The organism is Granulicella pectinivorans, assembly GCF_900114625.1.
Lineage (GTDB): Bacteria > Acidobacteriota > Terriglobia > Terriglobales > Acidobacteriaceae > Edaphobacter > Edaphobacter pectinivorans.
The window spans coordinates 3431371-3448785 of the sequence record NZ_FOZL01000001.1 but is presented as its reverse complement, the minus strand read 5'-3'; the positions used below and the strand labels follow the sequence as shown (position 1 = coordinate 3448785).

15 protein-coding genes and 1 tRNA gene are annotated in these 17415 nt (G+C 62.2%); 6 read left to right on the top strand and 10 right to left on the bottom strand.

Going from position 1 to position 17415, the window contains the following annotated elements; translation table 11 throughout:
- The first annotated feature begins 49 nt into the window (after positions 1 to 49).
- Positions 50 to 125, top strand: a tRNA-Lys gene (locus tag BM400_RS13710).
- Positions 126 to 167: 42 nt separating this feature from the next.
- Here the strand turns inward: BM400_RS13710 and BM400_RS13705 are convergent.
- The 5 genes from BM400_RS13705 to BM400_RS13685 are packed head-to-tail and all read right to left on the bottom strand — an operon-like array spanning position 168 to position 6307.
- A complete protein-coding gene (locus tag BM400_RS13705) occupies positions 168 to 1466 on the bottom strand; it encodes an ATP-grasp domain-containing protein (RefSeq protein ID WP_245781871.1) in 1299 nt (432 codons plus the stop codon).
- Between the two features lie 59 nt (positions 1467 to 1525).
- Positions 1526 to 2506: an ADP-glyceromanno-heptose 6-epimerase gene (gene rfaD, locus BM400_RS13700; RefSeq protein WP_089839688.1), complete on the bottom strand. Its 981-nt coding sequence runs from the start codon at positions 2504 to 2506 to the stop codon at positions 1526 to 1528.
- Complete coding sequence (hldE, locus tag BM400_RS13695; RefSeq protein WP_089839686.1) at positions 2503 to 3990, bottom strand: bifunctional D-glycero-beta-D-manno-heptose-7-phosphate kinase/D-glycero-beta-D-manno-heptose 1-phosphate adenylyltransferase HldE; 1488 nt, start codon at positions 3988 to 3990, stop codon at positions 2503 to 2505. The genes rfaD and hldE overlap by 4 nt, the downstream gene beginning before the upstream one ends.
- Before the next feature lie 49 nt (positions 3991 to 4039).
- Positions 4040 to 5152 carry a glycosyltransferase family 9 protein gene (locus BM400_RS13690; RefSeq protein WP_089839684.1) on the bottom strand — a complete coding sequence of 371 codons (1113 nt, stop codon included), beginning with the start codon at positions 5150 to 5152 and terminating at the stop codon, positions 4040 to 4042.
- Positions 5153 to 5197: 45 nt separating this feature from the next.
- Positions 5198 to 6307 (bottom strand): glycosyltransferase family 9 protein, encoded by a 1110-nt coding sequence (locus BM400_RS13685; protein ID WP_245781870.1) that lies wholly within the window; start codon positions 6305 to 6307, stop codon positions 5198 to 5200.
- Between the two features lie 78 nt (positions 6308 to 6385).
- Between BM400_RS13685 and BM400_RS13680 the strand changes: the two genes are divergently transcribed.
- From BM400_RS13680 to BM400_RS13670, 3 genes are all read left to right on the top strand, one after another.
- Positions 6386 to 6988 carry a DUF4254 domain-containing protein gene (locus tag BM400_RS13680; RefSeq protein WP_089839681.1) on the top strand — a complete coding sequence of 201 codons (603 nt, stop codon included), beginning with the start codon at positions 6386 to 6388 and terminating at the stop codon, positions 6986 to 6988.
- Between the two features lie 129 nt (positions 6989 to 7117).
- Positions 7118 to 7681: a tetratricopeptide repeat protein gene (locus tag BM400_RS13675; protein WP_089839680.1), complete on the top strand. Its 564-nt coding sequence runs from the start codon at positions 7118 to 7120 to the stop codon at positions 7679 to 7681.
- A 36-nt stretch (positions 7682 to 7717) separates the two neighbouring features.
- Positions 7718 to 8773, top strand: a complete 1056-nt coding sequence (locus BM400_RS13670; protein ID WP_245781869.1) for a gluconeogenesis factor YvcK family protein — start codon at positions 7718 to 7720, stop codon at positions 8771 to 8773.
- On the opposite strand, the gene rlmN is transcribed toward BM400_RS13670, so the two are convergent.
- From rlmN to BM400_RS13655, 3 genes are all read right to left on the bottom strand, one after another.
- A complete protein-coding gene (gene rlmN, locus BM400_RS13665; protein ID WP_089839679.1) occupies positions 8756 to 9940 on the bottom strand; it encodes a dual-specificity RNA methyltransferase RlmN in 1185 nt (394 codons plus the stop codon). The two genes, BM400_RS13670 and rlmN, sit on opposite strands and share 18 nt — an antisense overlap.
- A 164-nt stretch (positions 9941 to 10104) precedes the next feature.
- The gene (locus BM400_RS13660; protein WP_089839678.1) at positions 10105 to 10926 is read right to left on the bottom strand and encodes a GAF domain-containing protein; all 822 of its coding nucleotides are present in this window, start codon (positions 10924 to 10926) and stop codon (positions 10105 to 10107) included.
- A 104-nt stretch (positions 10927 to 11030) separates the two neighbouring features.
- Positions 11031 to 11975, bottom strand: a complete 945-nt coding sequence (locus BM400_RS13655; RefSeq protein WP_089839677.1) for an EamA family transporter — start codon at positions 11973 to 11975, stop codon at positions 11031 to 11033.
- Positions 11976 to 12601: 626 nt separating this feature from the next.
- On the opposite strand from BM400_RS13655, the gene BM400_RS13650 reads away from it, so the two are divergent.
- Positions 12602 to 13177: a hypothetical protein gene (locus tag BM400_RS13650; RefSeq protein WP_175529028.1), complete on the top strand. Its 576-nt coding sequence runs from the start codon at positions 12602 to 12604 to the stop codon at positions 13175 to 13177.
- A 55-nt stretch (positions 13178 to 13232) separates the two neighbouring features.
- Here BM400_RS13650 and BM400_RS13645 read toward each other — a convergent pair whose 3' ends face one another.
- On the bottom strand, positions 13233 to 15146 hold the full coding sequence (locus BM400_RS13645; RefSeq protein ID WP_089839675.1) for an LVIVD repeat-containing protein: 1914 nt from the start codon (positions 15144 to 15146) through the stop codon (positions 13233 to 13235).
- Positions 15143 to 15793, bottom strand: coding sequence for a DUF305 domain-containing protein (locus BM400_RS13640; protein ID WP_089839674.1), 651 nt, complete (start codon positions 15791 to 15793; stop codon positions 15143 to 15145). The genes BM400_RS13645 and BM400_RS13640 overlap by 4 nt, the downstream gene beginning before the upstream one ends.
- 249 nt (positions 15794 to 16042) lie before the next feature.
- Between BM400_RS13640 and BM400_RS13635 the strand changes: the two genes are divergently transcribed.
- Positions 16043 to 17356 carry a M16 family metallopeptidase gene (locus tag BM400_RS13635; RefSeq protein WP_089839673.1) on the top strand — a complete coding sequence of 438 codons (1314 nt, stop codon included), beginning with the start codon at positions 16043 to 16045 and terminating at the stop codon, positions 17354 to 17356.
- The last annotated feature ends 59 nt before the right edge of the window (positions 17357 to 17415 follow it).

Below are 17415 nucleotides of genomic sequence, written 5' to 3'. Positions count from 1 at the left end.
AGGATGCAGACTACAGACGACGTGGATTGTGCTACTTTAATAGAGGTTCGAGAGCGTAGCTCAGTTGGTAGAGCATCGCCCTTTTAAGGCGTTGGTCCTGGGTTCGAGCCCCAGCGCTCTCACCACTTCCCGTTCTTTTCATTTCAACCTTCATCAAGCGGCCGGCCTCATGCGCTGGGCTTGTCCGGAACAGGCTGCACGGCCAGGAACTGGTCGACGAAGCGTGCCGTGTAGTCCTCGATGAGCGACTGGACGCGGCTGGCGGAGTTCGACTGGACGATGATGCCGGCGTGGTGATGTTTGTGGAGGCGAAGAACGATCTCGGGATCGTTGAAGCTGGAGGTATCGGGCTCCTGCTGGCGGGCGAGGCAGATGATGGAACCGGCGAAGTCGTCGCGGAGCGTGGGGAGGGTGTAGGCATGACCGAGCAGGGCGGCAGCCTCGATACGGGCCCACTCGACCCAGGGATTGACGTTGGTGGCGAAGTGAAGGACATCCGCGATGTAAGCTCCGCCGACGCGAGCGGCGGTTTCGAGAAAGTAGAAGCTGCCGTCGGCGTGAGATTTGATGAACTCGGTGTGGGTGACGCCGGAGACCATGCCAAGCGCTTCGATGACGGCGCGATGCGCTTCCAGCAGGAGACGTGCGTCTGAGGATTCGGGTTGGAGTCTGCGGGTACTGAAGACGCCGCCCTGGTGCATGGTCTGCATGGGAGGCGTACCGTACTGGAAGGGCGCGGCGAAGAGGATTTCACGGTTCCAGGTGATGCCTTCGCAGTGAAAGACCTCGCCGGGGACGAAGCGCTCGAGGACGTAGTGAGATTGCAGGTCGCCGAGCTGGTCGAGGGCAGCCCAGAGCTCGTCGGGATGATTGATGGGCTTGATGCCGATGGCGGAGGCGCTGGTGCGTGGCTTGAGCAGCCAGGGGCCGGGGACGTTGGCCATGAAGTCGACGAGATCCGGATGGTAGAAGACGCCGGTGAACTCAGGGACGGGGACGCCGGCTCGCTGAGCGCGGGTGCGCATGGCGAGCTTGTCGCGGAAGTAGCGGGTGGTGCTCTCGCCCATGCCGGGAAGACGCATGTGCTCGCGGATCAGGGCGGCTGCTTCGAGGTCGAACTCGTCGAGGGCGACGACCCGGTCGATGCGATGGTAGCGAGCGATGCCCATGACGGTCGCTAGGACCTCGATGGGGGTGCGGCCCTCGGGCATGGTGAAGAAGTGAGCGATGGAATCGCGGGGCCAGTCGGCGTTGGCCAGGGTGTCCACGGTGAGGAAGAGGATCTCCATGCCGAGAGCAGCGGCCTCGCGGAGGAAGGGTTGGCCTTTTTCGTAGGTGCTGATGCAGAGGATCGTGGGCTTCAGAGGAGACTCCTTGTGGGCTGGTTCCTGTTCCTGAGCTATCGTGCCATAAAAAGGCTCGAGAGAGCGTATTGGCGCTCCACCACTTGTTCCTCCCTGTTGCATCGACGACCGATGGATACCCACATCTCACAATCGAGATGTGGGTATCCAGTTTTAGGGCACTACTTGACCGGCTCTTCCGCGAAGGTCTGCTTGATTCCCTCTTCGAGCGACGTGAAGGGAGCGGTATAGCCGGCGGCGCGGAGGCCGGCAACATCGGCTTCGGTGAAGTGCTGGTAGCGGTTCTTGAGGTCACCGGGGAACGGGATGTACTCGATCTTTCCTTCTCCGTGAACGGCCATGAGAGCTTCAGCTACGGCCTTGAAGGTGCGGGCGTTGCCGGTGCCTGCGTTGACGATCGCCTGCACGGGCTCCTTGGGGCTGTCGGGCAGCAGACCGGCAAAGAACAGGTTGATGCGGCAAAGATCCTTGACGAAGACGAAGTCGCGGCGCTGCTCACCGTCGGCGTATCCGCCAGAGCCCTCGAACATGCGGATGGTGCCGGTGTCCTTGAGCTGCTTGGTGAAGTGGTGGATGACCGAAGCCATGCGGCCCTTGTGCTGTTCGCGGGGGCCGTAGACGTTGAAGTAGCGCAGGCCAACGACGGCGGAGTCGATGTTTTCAATGCGGCGGCGGAGGTAGTTGTCGAAGACGAGCTTGGAGAAGCCGTAGACGTTGAGAGGCTTTTCGTTGGCGGGGACTTCTTTGAACACCTCGGACAGACCGTACGTGGCGGCGGTCGAGGCGTAGATCAGCGGGATTTTGTTGTCGACGGCGTAGTGAAGGAGAACCTTCGAGTAGTCGTAGTTGTTGTGCATCATGTAGCGGCCATCGTCTTCGAGGGTGTTGGAGCATGCTCCCTGGTGGAAGATGGCTTCAATCTCGGTGTCGTCGAAGTCGCCTTCAAGGAGGGCTTCGAGAAAGTCGAGCTTGTCCATATAGTCGGCGTACTGGGCGGCCTGGAGGTTGAGAAACTTGGGCCCGGAGAGGTTCGGCGCGGGCGCGAGGTTATCGACGACCAGTATGTTGCGCTTGCCGAGGGCGTTGAGTTGATGGATGAGATTTGAGCCGATGAAACCTGCTCCGCCGGTAACGATGATCATTGGATAGCCTCTTGCGCGTGCGACGCGGTCAGTTTGCGGACGATGTTGGTGGTGGAGAAGCCTTCAACAGTAGGAACGATCTCGACGCGGCCTCCCTGCGCGAGGACGACCTCGTGGCCGACCACGGTGTCGATGGTGTAGTCGCCGCCCTTGACGAGGACGTCGGGCTGGAGAGCCTGGATGAGTTCGAGCGGCGTGTCCTCGGCGAAGAGAACGACAGCGTCGACCGAGGCGAGGGCGGCCATGACACGGGCACGTTCGCGTTCGCCGACGATGGGACGGGTGGGGCCCTTCAGACGGCAGACGGATGCATCCGCGTTGAGGCCGAGGACCAGCTTCGAGCCGAAGCGGCGGCAGTCTTCGAGCAGGGTGATGTGCCCCACGTGGAGGAGATCGAAGCAGCCGTTGGTGAAGACGATGGTCTCACCGCTGGCTCTCCACTCGGAGACCCGATGGATGAGGCGTTCGGTGTCGAGGATCTTGTCGGTGCTCATGACGCCCGTGCTGGGGGTCATGAGGGTGACGAGTTCATTGGCGGTGATGGGGATGGTGCCGACCTTGCCCACCACGATGCCTGCGGCGACGTTGGCTAGCTCAACGGCAGTGACAATCTTGAGGCCGCCTGCGAGGGATGCCGCAAGCGTGGCGATGACGGTGTCTCCGGCTCCGGAGACGTCATAGACCTCGCGGGCACGCGCCGGCGAGTGATAGCTGCCCTCGGGCTGCAGGACGGTGATTCCCTTCTCGCTCATGGTGACGGTGAGGAAGTCGAAGCCGTGTTCGAGCAGGAGGACGCGGGCGGCGGCAAGGAGCTCCGGTGTATGGTGCGCGGGAACGCCGGTGGCGACGGAGAGCTCGGAGAGGTTGGGACAGACGGTGGTGGCGCCGGAGTACTTGCTGAAATCGGGCGTCTTGGGGTCGGCGAGGATGGGAATGTTGAGGTCACGCGCGGCCCGGATGACGGCCTCGCAGAGAGGCTGGGTGAGGGCCCCCTTGGCGTAGTCGGACAGGATGACGGCATGCATCTTCGAGACGAGCGATACAGCACGCTCACGCAGATGATCGCACTCGATCTGTGGATAGGCGTCGCGGCTTTCGATATCGAGGCGCAGGAGCTGCTGCGTGCGGCCTACGATCCGAGTCTTGGAGATGGTGGGGAGGGTGCTGGTAACCATGCCCAGGGTGTCGATGTGATTGGTTTGCAGAATGGCGTCGAGTTCCTGCCGGTCGGGGTCGCTGCCCCAGAATCCGCAGAGGAATGCCTGGCAACCGAGGCCGGCGAGGTTCATGGCGACGTTGGCCGCACCGCCGGGCCGCGCATACCGCTGGGCATGGCGGAGCACGGGGACGGGGGCCTCGGGGGAGATGCGGTCGACCTCGCCGAAGATATAACGGTCGAGCATGACATCGCCCACGACGAGGACCTTGAGGCGGCCGAATCCATCTTCGAGAAGATCCATGACAGCGCGTTGTTCAGGCAGCATACTTCGGGAGGCTCCTATCTCTGGTACGGGCTTTTCCGTGGTAGATCCATCATCGCACTTCGATGGAGATGTTGGCAGGGTGAAGGATGGCGTTGACCTCGGAGAGAACCTCATCGACGGTGATGGAGGTGAGGCACTTTTTCTTCTCCACGATGCAGGTTTCGAGGCGGCAGCCGGCACAGTCGACCGTGTGGTAGACGACGCGGTTGCGCTCTCCGAAGGGGAACCAGACGCGTGGGATATTGCGGGCGGCAAAGACGGCGACACAGGGCGTCCCAACCGCAGCGGCAAGGTGCATAGGGCCTGAGTCGTGGCAGAGGAAGGCCACGGCGTGCGCGAAGACAGCTGCAGACTCGCGGGGAGTAAGGGCGCCGCAGAAGTTGAGGACAGGGCCTGGGTTGTACGCACGCCAGCCCCCGGCGGCGAACTCGCTGGCTTCCGACTCTTCGCCGGCTCCACAGAGGGCGAGGGCGTAGTCCGGGTAGAGCTGGGCGACGCGGGCGAGGAGGGCGCGCCAGTTTTCGCGGCCCCAGTCCTTCGACTGCATCTTGGTGCCCACACTGACAGCGAGGAGAGGACGTCCGGCGCATGGGGCGAGAACCTGCTCGGCCCTGGATTTCTCGGCGTCGGTGAGGTGAAGATCCCAGCTTGCGGGATCGTCGATGCGTCCGTCACCGAGTTCGCCGATGTTGCGGAGCAGCCGGGAGGCCTCGCGCTCCAGCAGACCGTCGGCGGCGACGCGGTGGGTCTGCATATCTACGGTGGAGGGGACGCCGATGAGGCGGGGATTGCCGCAGAGGCGGAAGAACATGGCGTCGCGTTTGGCGTTCTCGACGCCGCGCGTTGTGCCGAGATGCACGATGACCTGGGGACGCCAGCGAATGAGCGTCCACCAGAGTTGTAGGAGCTCCAACGGGTTGCGGGTACCGACCGTGTAGCGGAAGAAGCCATCGATGAGGCCGGTGTGCTCGAGGATAGCGGCGGCGAGGGGCGCCTTGGCGGTGACAGGAAAATTGGTGAGGAGACGACGCTCCGCGTTAGGGAAGGCGCGGGCCACAAGATGAAAGGCGGGCAGCGCGATCAGCGTGTCGCCCAGACTGCCGAGCCGGTAGATGAGCACGCGAGTGGGGTTCGCGGAGCTTCCCTGGGTGAGTTTGGGCATATCTCCTAGTCTGCTTGGTTCCGGACGGAAGAGCAACTCTCAGATTCAATCGCCAAGAATCGGGAGGATCGGAGGCAGTAATGAAGCCACTTCGGACAGCACCTCGTCGACGGTGATGGAGAGGATGCACTTCTTCCTTTGCACGGTGCAGACCTCGAGGCCACACTCGGCACAGTCGACGCGATGGTAGAGGACGCGGTTGCGGCGGCCGAAGGGATACCAGACGCCGGGAGGATTCATGGCGGAGAAGATGGCGACGCACGGCGTCTGAACGGAAGCTGCGAGGTGCATGGGGCCAGAGTCATGGCCAAGAAAGAGCTGGGCGTGCCCGAAGACAGCGGCCGTCTCGCGGGGTGTGAGTTGGCCACAGAGGTTGAGGATTGGGTTCGGAGAGGTGGAACGCCAGCCTACGGCGACCTGCTCGGTGGTGGCGAACTCCCCGGGAGTTCCGGTGAGGACGAGCGCGTGGTTTGGGTAGAGGGTGCCGAGGCGCGCGAGGAGTGCCGTCCAATGTTGGGGCTCCCAATTGTTGGGCTGGAATTTGGTGCCGATGCTGGCGGCGAGAAGAGGACGTCCGGCGATGGGGGCGAGCAGTTCAGCGGCACGGGCGTGTTCTGCAGGCGTGAGGTGAAGACTCCAGGTGGCAGGATCTTCGAGGTGGGGCTCACCCAACTCAGAGAGATTACGCGCTATGCGGGAGGCCTCCGACTCAAAGAAGCGTTCGCCGGAGGGGCCTGGGATGAGGCGCGGGGCCTGTCTGTCCTCCGTGAGGGGAGCACCGATGATACGGCGAATGCCGCAGAGGCGAAAGAAGGCCACATCACGCTTGGCGGAGGCGATGCCGCGGCGGGCACCCATGTAGATCAGCACCTGGGGACGCCACCGAATGAGCTGCCACCACAGGAAAAAGAGAGCGCGCGGGCTGCGCATCCCGACGACGTAACGGAAGTAGCCATGGACGAGCCCGGTGTGCTCGAGGATCGATGCGGCGGAGGCGGCCTTGGCGTTGATAGGTATATTCGTCAGCATGCGCCGATCGGCTTGGGGGAAGGTTCGCGCCACAAGATGAAACGCCGGAAGAGCGACCAGCGTATCCCCCAGACTGCCGAGGCGGTAGATCAGAACCCGTTCAGGCATATGGGTGCGGTTGGGCATGTGTGACCTCCAGTGTGCCCCGTTCCACGAAGGACGGCAACCTGTTCGAGCGCGGGCTCGTGTAAAGTTTGGGATGGTATGGGCGAGAGACAAATTCCCGTTGCGAAGAGCGTGGCGCGCCTGCACGACGATGCGACTGCGCGGTGGCACCTGCCGAATGGGGCGGAAATCGTCGCGGACGGCGGCTTCGAAGCGATGATCGTGGCGCAGCACCGCGAGAACTTCGACCTTTGGCACGAAGAAGACGAGGCACGCAATCCCGGGGCTTCGGATGCCCGCATTGCAGCCGTGAAACATGCCATCGATGGCCTGAACCAGCGCAGGAACGATCTGGTCGAGGAAATGGACGATGCGTTCTCGAGGGCTCTGACCATGCTCGACCAGGCTTCTTTGCACTCGGAGACTCCGGGCATGATGATTGATCGGATGTCGATTATGGCGCTGAAGATCTATCACACGCATGAGGAGACGATACGGGCCACGGCGAGTGAAGCTCACCGGCAGAAGAACCTTTTGCGGCTAGCCGTGTTGAGAGAACAGAGGGCCGATCTGGAACGTTGTTTCGACGAGTTGATGACTGATATACGAGCAGGACAGAAGCGGTTCAAGATCTACCGGCAGATGAAGATGTATAACGATCCAGAGTTGAATCCGGTGTTGTACGGGCAGGTCGCAAAGTAAGGCGAATGCATGGGGAGTTGACCTTCGGCTCTGTTCTGCGTATAAAACCGACACACGCAAAGCATTCAGAGCACAGATGTTGATGAGATGTAGGCGATGCTTCGCTTGGAAGATAGACAGGACCGAATTATGGCACAGACGAAGACCGTAACGACACCTACCGCAAAGCGTTCGCCGCGTACGCTTGCGGGCAGTCTCTCGCCCGTAGCGGACGAAGCGCGCGTGCAGGCGCTGAAGCTGTATGAGGCAGCCCTGAAGCTGATGCAGGATGGGAAGTATGAGCAGGCTCATACCGCCTTCAACAGCATGCTGGCGACGGCTCCTCCCGAGCTTGGCCACAGCATCCGCATGTATGTGAACGCGTGCGTGCAGCAGGTGGCGAAGGGCAAGACGACCTTCCAGAGCCATGAGGAGCGATACGACTATGCGATCTCGCTGCTGAACAACGGGCACTATGCCGACGCGCGCGAGGAGTTCAAGGCCATCCTCCATGAGAACGACTCGGCCGACTACGCGTTCTATGGTCTGGCGGTGCTCTCGAGCATGACGGGCGAGTCGCATAGCTGCCTGGAGCATCTGACGGAGGCGATCCGGCTGAATGCGAAGAACCGGATCCAGGCGCGGTCGGATTCGGACTTCCAGGACATGGCCGACGACCCGCGGTTTACGGAACTGCTTTATCCTGAGGCGTAGGTCCTTGCGTGTAACGGGGCCCTGGAGGCAGCAGGATTGACACGGGCTCTGACGGCGAACAAGGAGAGGCCGACGCTTCGGGTGGTGGCGATCGGTGGCGGCACGGGCCTATCCACGCTGTTGCGGGGTCTAAAGCGGTTTGTGGCGACCCCTGGGGGAACCACGCCGGTGAGCGAGGCCCATTGCCAGGATGCCATCTGCCTGATCCGCGATCTGGCGGCCGTGGTGACGGTGACCGATGACGGCGGGTCTTCCGGGCGTTTGCGGGAAGACCTGAAGATGCTGCCTCCGGGCGATGTGCGGAACTGCATGGTTGCGCTCAGCGAAGATGAGCATCTGTTGTCGAAGCTGTTTCGGCACCGGTTCGGGCAGGGCGATCTAGATGGGCACAGCTTTGGCAATCTTTTCCTGGCGGCACTGACGGAGATTACGGGCGACTTCGCGCAGGCGGTGCAGATGTCGTCGCAGATTCTGGCGACACGCGGGAAGATCTATCCGGCAACCAACCAGAATGTGACGCTGGCGGCTCGGATGGACGATGATTCGCTCGTACGAGGAGAGACGAACATCACGGCCAGCAAGCAGAGGATCTTGGAGCTGATGATCGATCCTGCCACCGCCGATCCCCTGCCGGAGACGCTGGAAGCGATTGCACAGGCGGATTTGATCTCGGTGGGACCGGGGTCGCTGTACACGTCACTGATCACGAACCTTCTGGTGCGGGGCATTCCGGAGGCGCTGGCGGGGTCACACGCGACGCGGGTGTATGTGTGCAACCTGATGACGCAGGCGAACGAATCGCTGGGCCTGACGGCGGCACAGCATATCGAGAAGATCCTGCAGCACTCGGGTACGACGAAGGCACCGATCTTCGACTATGCGCTGATCAACGGGGCACCCATCTCGCCGACGCTGCTGGAGCAGTACGCGCGCGAAGGTCAGATGCCGATCGAGGCCGATCTGGACAAGATTCGTGCGCTGGGCGTGGAGCCGATCGTAGGGAATTTTGTCCACGAAGGCGATGTGCTGCGGCACGACCATGACAGGGTGGCGGAAGCACTGCTGGAGCTGGCGCTACGCGGGCGTAATTGAGACGAGGGCCGGGGGAGGCGTCTCAATGGTGCGCTTGAGCTGGCCGCAGGCGGCGTAGATGTCGCGCCCGCGGGGGCGACGGATGTAGGCCGGGATGCCGTTGGCACGGAGGTGCTGCTGGAAGGCCTCGACGGCTTCGGGTGTGGGCTGCTGGTAGGGAATGTCCGGGCCGGGGTTCCAGACGATGAGGTTGACCTTGGCGTTGTGGTTCCAGAGCAGATGAACGAGCTCAGCGGCGTGGTGGGGCTGGTCGTTGACCTCGCCGAGCAGGACGTACTCGAAGGTGACGCGCTCGCGGGGGCGAAGAGGCACGCTGGCGACGGCCTTGAGCAGGGGCAGGATGCCCCACTTGCGCGTGATGGGCATGATGCGCTCGCGGACCTGGTCGTTGGAGGCGTTGAGCGAGACGGCCAGCTTGGGCCGGATGGGCTCCAGGGCGAAGAGCTCGATGGAGGGGATGATGCCGGAGGTCGAGACGGTCATGCGCGACTCGGGGATACGCATGCTTGTGACCATGAGGCGCACGGCGTCCATGAAGGCGGCGTAGTTGAGAAAGGGCTCGCCCATGCCCATGAAGACGAGGTTGATGCGATCGCGGCCTACTTCGACCTTGTGGCGATTGAGGACGGCGGCCACCTGTCCGGCGATCTCGCCGGCGGTGAGGTTGCGGCGGATGCCAAGCTTGGCGGTGAGGCAGAACTGGCAGTTGACGGCGCAGCCTACCTGGCTGGAGATGCAGATGGTGGCTCGTTTGTAGTCGTCCACCTGCAGGGTGTCTTCGTTTTCTTCCTCGTTGGCGGCGGGGGTGCCGTCTCCGCGCTCGCCACCGTCGCCACCGGGCATCCAGACGGTTTCGACCGTCTCTCCGTCGGCAAGGCGCATCAGATAGCGCTCGGTGCCATCGATGGAGCGAGCGGTCTGGGCGATCTCCGGCATACCGATGACATAGCCCTCGGCGGCCAGGGTCTGACGGATGGCGATGGGGAGGGTGGTGATCTGGTCGAGCGAGGTGATGCGCTGGCGGTGGAGGGCGTCGTGGAGTTGGGTGGCGCGATACATCGGCTGGCGGAGGCGCTCCATGAGGCGTGTGATGTCCTGGAGGCTTGCGCCGAAGAGTGGCTTGGGAGAGGCCGGATTGGGGAGAGTTGCGGGTGATTCGAGGTTCATGGTGGTTTCCGCCTCCCCCTGGATGAAGAGGTCTAAAGTCTTCGATTGAGATGGGTTAGCCGTGGACTTCGAGATTTCGAGAGTTCACATGCGAAGGGCCCGGCGCGTGGCCGGGCCCTTCCCTTTTCGCTGTCTCGATTCTATCAGGGGTGTCAACTCGCTCTTCAGTGGAGGTGCTCGGTGGGTGGCAGGCTCAGGATGAGGGTGACGAGATTGGTGAGGAGTTCGATATGCGGGGAGAGAGACTCGGCGAGGGACCTGGCGTTGGCGGTGGAGCTGCCCTCGGAGGCCATGTAGACGAGGTTGGTGATGGACTGGAGTGGATTGTTGATCTGATGGGCGAGGCTGTTGGCCATATCCGCGGCGGCAGCAGCGCCGGCGTGCTGCATCAGACGCAGTTGCTGGCGCTGCTGGCGGATCGCCATGGCGGCGAAGTCGGACAGGAGTTGCATCATGCCGACGTCCTGGGAGTCGAAGGCCTCTTGTCGCCCATGGGCGACGATCCAGACGGTGCCCCGGGTTTCATCCACCTCCCAGGGCAGGAGAAGTCCATCCGTGACAGATTCAGCCACGATGCCCATGATCTCGAAGTAGCGGGGCGTGACGCGAAAGAACTGAGGTCCCTGGCGCTCCAGGCAAATGCGACATGGATTGGGGTCGTGGGGGAGCGTGGCACTGGCGAAATGGCTATATTGACCGGCGGTTACGACCCACTGATAGAAGTTTGCTTCCGTGCGGTCCCGCTCATCGCGCTCGATGGTGATGCCTGCGGAGTCGGCGCCGCAGAGATCGACGGCGGCGTCCACAAGAACCTGGAGTACGTTGAAGGGGTCTCCGATGAAGGCCTGCGAGAGACGGCGGATTCCCTCCAACTGCGTCGCGGCATTCCGGACGTGAAGACTGCGGGACGCGAATTCGAGGTTCTCGCGGAGGTCGATGACTTCAATGCCTGTATCCGCGATGTTTTGTACGGGAGACGCCAGCATGCCGGGCTCACCTTTAGGGGGGAACTTTAATGAAGAATGAATGTGACTATATACGAACTAAAGTAACTTTCCCGAAAAATTTGCAGGAGAAATATCACACATCTTCATGATAAGGCGGGTTTAGTCCTCCTCTCTCGACCGGAACGGGGCGCGGGCGCGGTGGTGATGACCAGCACGCTGGCCAAAACACAGATGGTCCCGAGGATGGTGCGAGGGCCGAGGGCTTCGCCTCCAGCGAAATAGCCGAGAATCACCGCGACGACCGGATTGACGTAGGCGTAGGTGCCTACCTTCGTGGGGGAGAAGTGATGCAGGAGCCACACGTATGCCGTGAATCCGATGATGGAGCCGGGGACGATGAGGTAAAGCAGGGCGAGCCAGGCGTGGGTGGAGACGGCTGTGGGGTGGAAGCCGCGGAGTTCGCCGAGGAGGGCCGCGGTGATGGTGAGGAAGATGCCGCCGACGAGCATCTGGGCTCCGGAGTTCATGGGCTTGGAGGGCGGCAGGGGGAGCTTACGCGAGAGCGCCGAGGCAACGGACCAGCAGACGGCTCCGAAGAGGCAGGCGAGGGCTCCCGGGCGATCGATGGGGGCATCGCCGAGGTGGAGCGAGGGCAGCATGAGGACGGCCACGCCGGCGAGGCCGATGACGAGCGCGACGATAAGGCGGGCGGTGAGGCGCTGGGTGCGAAGGATCGCGATCTCGGAGAGCGACATGAAGGCGGGGATGGTGGCCATCATGACGGCGGCGATGCCTGAGGGGATGCGTCGTTCGGCCCAGAAGAGGAAGCCGTAGTCGCAGACGAAGATGAGGATCGCCATAAGGCAGACGGAGGCCCACTGACGCGGCGTGGGAATGGCTTCGCCTCGGGCGCGCATCCAGCCGAAGAGGACGGCTCCGGCCGCGAGGAAGCGGAGGGCGGCGAAGAGGAAGGGTGGGACCTCGTGGACGCCGACGCGGATAGCGAGGAAGGTCGAGCCCCAGACGAAGTAGATGATGCCAAAGGCAAGCAGAATCTGCCAGCGTGGAGTTTGGGATTTGGGGTCCATGCTTCGATGCTAGCAGCCTTGTTTCCGAGCAATCCGGTCGTCTGGATGGGGTCGATATCGCGTGCAGGTAACCAGTGACTATTTAGGTCTTCGACAGGACGCAAAATATCTTTGAGTGGGATCAAATCTATGGCATGATCGAGTTACTTCAGCTCGCCAGGAATACGCAATGGGTGCCGCATAACATGCGCCAATCCTGGGGTTTGTCGAAGGTGGGCCACTCGTTTCTTTCGTCTGAGCACCAAGTGCAACCTATGGTTTTGCGGGCGGTGGGCTAGTCCCCGCAGAACCATATCGATCGCGACCTGTCACTCGAACACTCCGTACGCCGCTGGATGGGGCGTGCTGTGTCACTCCCTCGTCCTGAGCAGGGGAAAACTGCAATTGCGCGTCGAACGACGTCCTCTGCGGATGGGCGGAGTTATGTCTCCAGAACAGCTATAAATCGATCTCCAAGATGCAAGAACCCGGGCTCTCTTGTTTCACGTTTGGGGCATTCATGCCCTCTCTCTCTTGTCTGGCGCATCTCAATCAAGGATCCCGTCTTGTTTACTTCCAATGTTTCTTCTTCCTGCGTCCGCGCGGAGACCCGGGACGCTCGATGCACAACCACTTCCCTTTCCTGGGTGCGACGTGTGACGGCCTGCGTGCTGCTTCTTGTTTCCGCAGCGGCCCAGGCCCAGCAGTCGTCCGACCCCAGCCGCTTCGACTTCTACTCGATTCGTCTTTACATGAAGGCCGATGAGGTGCTGTACCACATGGAACAGATGAAACAGAGTATGGGCGGGAGAATCTATACCGACGAACAGGCGTCCGTCTTCGTTCCGAAGAAGCACTATACCCGCAGTGTGGTGTGGGAGACGGACCGGTTTACGCTGATCGCAGACCTGCTGCAGCACCGCAAGAAGGGCAAGGTCAGCGCGTCCGTGGTGGGGATGAGCCTGCATCCGAAGTTCGCCACCAGGATGGAGGCGCAGGGCTGGTTTCAGGCCAACGCGCCGCGCTTTGGGCCGGCGACCTTCGCCTCCAAGGTGGGACCGGACGCGGAGAACAGTCTCTACTTCTGCCACACGGTGGATGGCCGGAGCTGCGAGGCGCAAGAACCCCTGCTGATTCTGGGGCACAACTACATGCTGATGTCGGATTGCGGGTACGTGGACCGCGTGGGAGAGCCGATGCCGGTGGAGATGGCTCGCAAGTAAGCGACCGACGCGTGTACCGGGTGGTTGTCCGGACCACGCGTCGGCAGCGAGAGATCTATTCGGCGCCCATGCCGGTTGCCCCTCCACCCTTGAGGATGGCGGAGACAGCCTTCAGGCGATTTGCGTCGGCGGGGGATGCGGGTGCGGTCTTGTCCAGTTCCGCGGCGAGCTTCGACATGTCCTTCTTCGACCTCTTGTCGATGGCCGCGTCGATGGCGGCAATCTTGTTCGCAGGCAGCGAGGTTCCGCGAGCGAGCTGGTCGAGATAGGCCTTGGCGACGATGTAGTTCGCGGGCCAGGTGATCTTTGGCTGGTTCTGGACGTTGAGCTCACCGTAGTGGACGAGGTTGGCGGCGTCAATCTCGTTCTGCGTGACGAACTTCGATGGAACGAGCTTGAGAACGTCGAGACCGCGCGCGATCTCCGAGCCGTAGATGTAGCCGTTGTACCAGTAGGTGGACCACTGTCCGCCCATGGCGTGGGCCTTGCCGTTGACAGGACCGCGGTCGAAGTAGCCGATCTCCATGGGGTGAGTGGCGTCGGTGAAGTCGACGATGGAGACGCCTCCCTGATACCAGCTCTGCACGAGGATGTCGCGACCTGGGATGGGGATGAGCGAGCCGTTGTGGGCGACGCAGTTCTCATTCTCGGTTTGGGGCGCGGGCATCTTGTAGTAGGACTGCAGGACAAGCTTCTTGTCGGCGGTGAGCTTGAAGATGGCGTCGGCACCCCAGTTCATGGGATCGCTGGCGCGGCAGCGCGGCTGGCCACCGCCGCCCCACTCGTCGGTGAAGAGAACCTTGGAGCCGTCGTTGGCGAAGTTTGCGGAGTGCCAAAAGGCGTAGTTGGGATCGGAGACGGCGTCGAGACGGACGGGGTGGACGGGGTCGTGGATATCGAGCAGGATGCCGTTGCCGGAGCAGGCGCCGGCGGCGAGTCCCATGGAGGCGAAGATGGTGATGTCGTGGCAGCCGCGCGTGCTGGAGGTGGTCTGCGTCCCTGCACCGTGGTCACCTCCCTTCCAGAGGGCGTTGAGCGTTCCGGTTGCGGGATCGGCGAAGATGTGCGGGCTGGCTACGACCTTGGCGAGTTCCGGATGGGCGAGCGGCACCTTGATGATGACGATGGTGTAGAGGGCAGTGTCCGGATCGTCTTCCTTGCCGGAGCAGCCGGCGAGTTCGGCGGTGGGACGAACGCCCGCGGAGCCGGAGATGTAGATGTAGACGTTCTCTTTGTCGTTGGGGTCGGTGACCAGGGTGTTGGTGTGGGAGCCGCGGCAGGTCTGAACGAGCGCGACCTGCTGGGGCTTCGTCACATCGGTGATGTCGAAGATACGGATTCCCTTGATGCGATCAGGGCTGGGCGGCGGCTCAGGTGGGCGGCGCATGCCGACCGGGGCTCCAGGCGGCGGAGGAGGAGGCGTGGGAGCGACGTATCCCTCGGGCAGAGGGATGCCCTGTGTGCCGCAATCCTGACGGCCATTGGCGGCTTCGACGGACATGAAGAGGAGATGGCCGTAGACGGTGACGTCACCCTGTCCGCCAGGGCAGATGAGCGACGACTCAAGCCTGACCTTGAGGGGGTCGGAGGCGTCGTAGAAGTTGACGCCGTAGTAGTTGCCCACGATGATGTGGTGGCCGACGAAGGCGAGATCGGAGTTGGTGGTGCCGTAGGGACTTCTGGCATTCGGGTTCGGGCGGGGACGCGGGGCGTTGGGGTCGGGCGGAGGCGCGGCGTCCATGGCGGCGATGAGGGCGAGATCGGGCGCGAAGCCGTTGGGCTTGGGGAGAGAGGTGATCTTCTGAACGCCCATCGCGGCTTCGCCGGCGTCGTAAAGACCGGCTTTGAGGCCAACGCGGGGATCGTCGTTGTCGGCGCGCGGGTTGACGTAGACCGTGGGGGCTACCTGGGCGGCGCAGAACGAAGCCGACAGGGCGAGGCCGAGGGTGAAGGCTAGTTTCCGGGTCATTTCTTCTCCTTGGAATTCTCGTGGGCAAGCATCTGTTTCATGAAGTCGATCTCGGCGAGTTGGGTGTTGTCGACGTCGGTGGCGAAGTCGAACAGGACGGGATCCTGGGCGGCTGCGGGCGTGGCGAAGAGGTCCTGCACCATGCTGAGGGCTCCGGTGTGGTGCTGGATCATGCCGGTAAGAAAGAGGTGGTCGAACGCGGGCCCGGAGGCCTTGCGGAGAGCCTCCATCTGCGGGCGGGTGAGCATGCCGGGCATCATGGCGGACATATCCATGTTCGGGTCCATATCCATATCCATGGGGAGTTCGAGGGGCTTGCCGCGGTCGGTGAGCCAGCGTTTCATGAAGGCCATCTCGTCGGTCTGGGAGATGGTGATGCGCTGACCGAGAGCCTGGACCTCGGGGTCTCGGGAACGCGTGACGAGGAGGTGGGTCATCTCGACGGCTTGTCCGTGATGCATGATCATGCCCTGCATGAATCTGACGTCGGCATCGGACGGGGGACGATCAGGCACGGCGGCTGCGGCGGGGGTGAGGGTCTTCGAGGGATGGCCGGGCGCACCGGGTTGCGTAATCGGCGGGCCTGCCTGTTGGGCGGCGAGGGAGAGCGCAAGCGAGAGGGCGAGGGTGAGGATAGGGTTCTGCAACCGGGTCTACTCCAGCTTCAAGGGCACGGATTCCGGACGGAGGACGGCCAGGAACCGGTACACGTTGGTTTGGCGGAACCTTGCGGCTTCGGGCACAGCGGGAGAACCGCTTGTTCAGATTGTCTGCAATGGATGTATGAAATCACGGAACGGGGTGGGGCGCAATCGTAATATGTCAGCGATTTTGTGCACCTGCGGGCATTCTGGCAGAAGCCCACTCTGTGAAACAATGGAGAGTCAAGGAGACGCATGTCCGCAACCCTGGTTGAACCGCTTTTGCCCGTTTCGAGTCCTGTTCGCAATCTTCGCCGTACCGTTCTTCCCAATGGCCTTCTCGTGTTGACTGAGCGGATGGAACATATGCGGAGCGTTTCGATGGGGGTGTGGATCGACTCGGGATCGCGGGATGAGGCTCCCGAGGTCAACGGCATCTCGCATTTTGTCGAACACATGGTCTTCAAAGGGACGACTTCACGGTCTGCCCAGCAGCTCGCCATGGAGGTCGACCAGATCGGCGGCAACCTCGACGCGTTCACGGGCAAGGAACAGATCTGCTTCAATATCAAGTGTTTGGACGACAATCTCACCCCGGCACTCGACCTGCTGAGCGACCTGGTGCTGCATCCTACGTTTACGCCTGACGATATTGCGCGGGAGCAGGGCGTAATTCTCGAAGAGATCAAGATGGACGAGGATAACCCCGACTATCTGGTTCACGAGATCTATACACAGAATTTCTGGAAGGGCGATGCGCTGGGGCGTCCCATTCTGGGAACGGTCAAGACGGTTTCGAGCTTCGACCAGGCGGTGGTTCGGGCGGAGTACGCCCGGCGGTTTACGCCGCGGAACATGGTGTTTTCGGCTGCCGGAAATATCGAGCACGATGCCTTTGTCGCGAGCGTCGAACAGCAGTTCGCGTCGCTCAAGCCGGGTGGCGAGAATGTGAAGCAGGTTACGGCTCCGGTGGCGAACCCGCACATTGCCTTGAAGCACAAGAAGTCGCTGGAGCAGGTTCAGGTCTGCCTCGGGGTGCCTGCGCCGTGCGTGACGGACGAGCGGCGGTACGCGATCTATCTGCTGAACTCGATTCTGGGCGGCGGCATGAGCTCGCGGCTGTTCCAGACGATCCGCGAGGACGAGGGGATGGCCTACTCGATCTACTCGGAGATGAGCCCGTTCCGCGATGTGGGTAGCCTGAGCGTCTATGCGGGCACGTCGGCGGACAAGGTGGAAAAGCTGCTGCGGCTTACGATGAAGGAGTTGCGGCGTCTGAAGGATGAGGCGGTTACACCCGCCGAGCTGAAACGAGCCAAAGACCAGATGAAGAGCAATATCGTTCTGGGTCTGGAGAGCAGTTCAAGCCGCATGTCGAATCTAGCGCGGCAGCAGATGTACTACGGACGGTTCTTTGGGGTGGATGAGATCACGAACGAGATTGAGGCGGTGACCCCGGAACAGATGCAGGCGATTGCGCGGGAGCTGTTCGATGCGGATAAGATGGCGCTGGCGATGCTCGGCAACCTGGGCGGGTTGAAGATCCAGCGAAGCGATCTGACGTGCTGATCTTCTTGCAAGCGGCGGCCTAGCTCACTGGGACGTCTACTGGTAAAGTTTTTTACGGA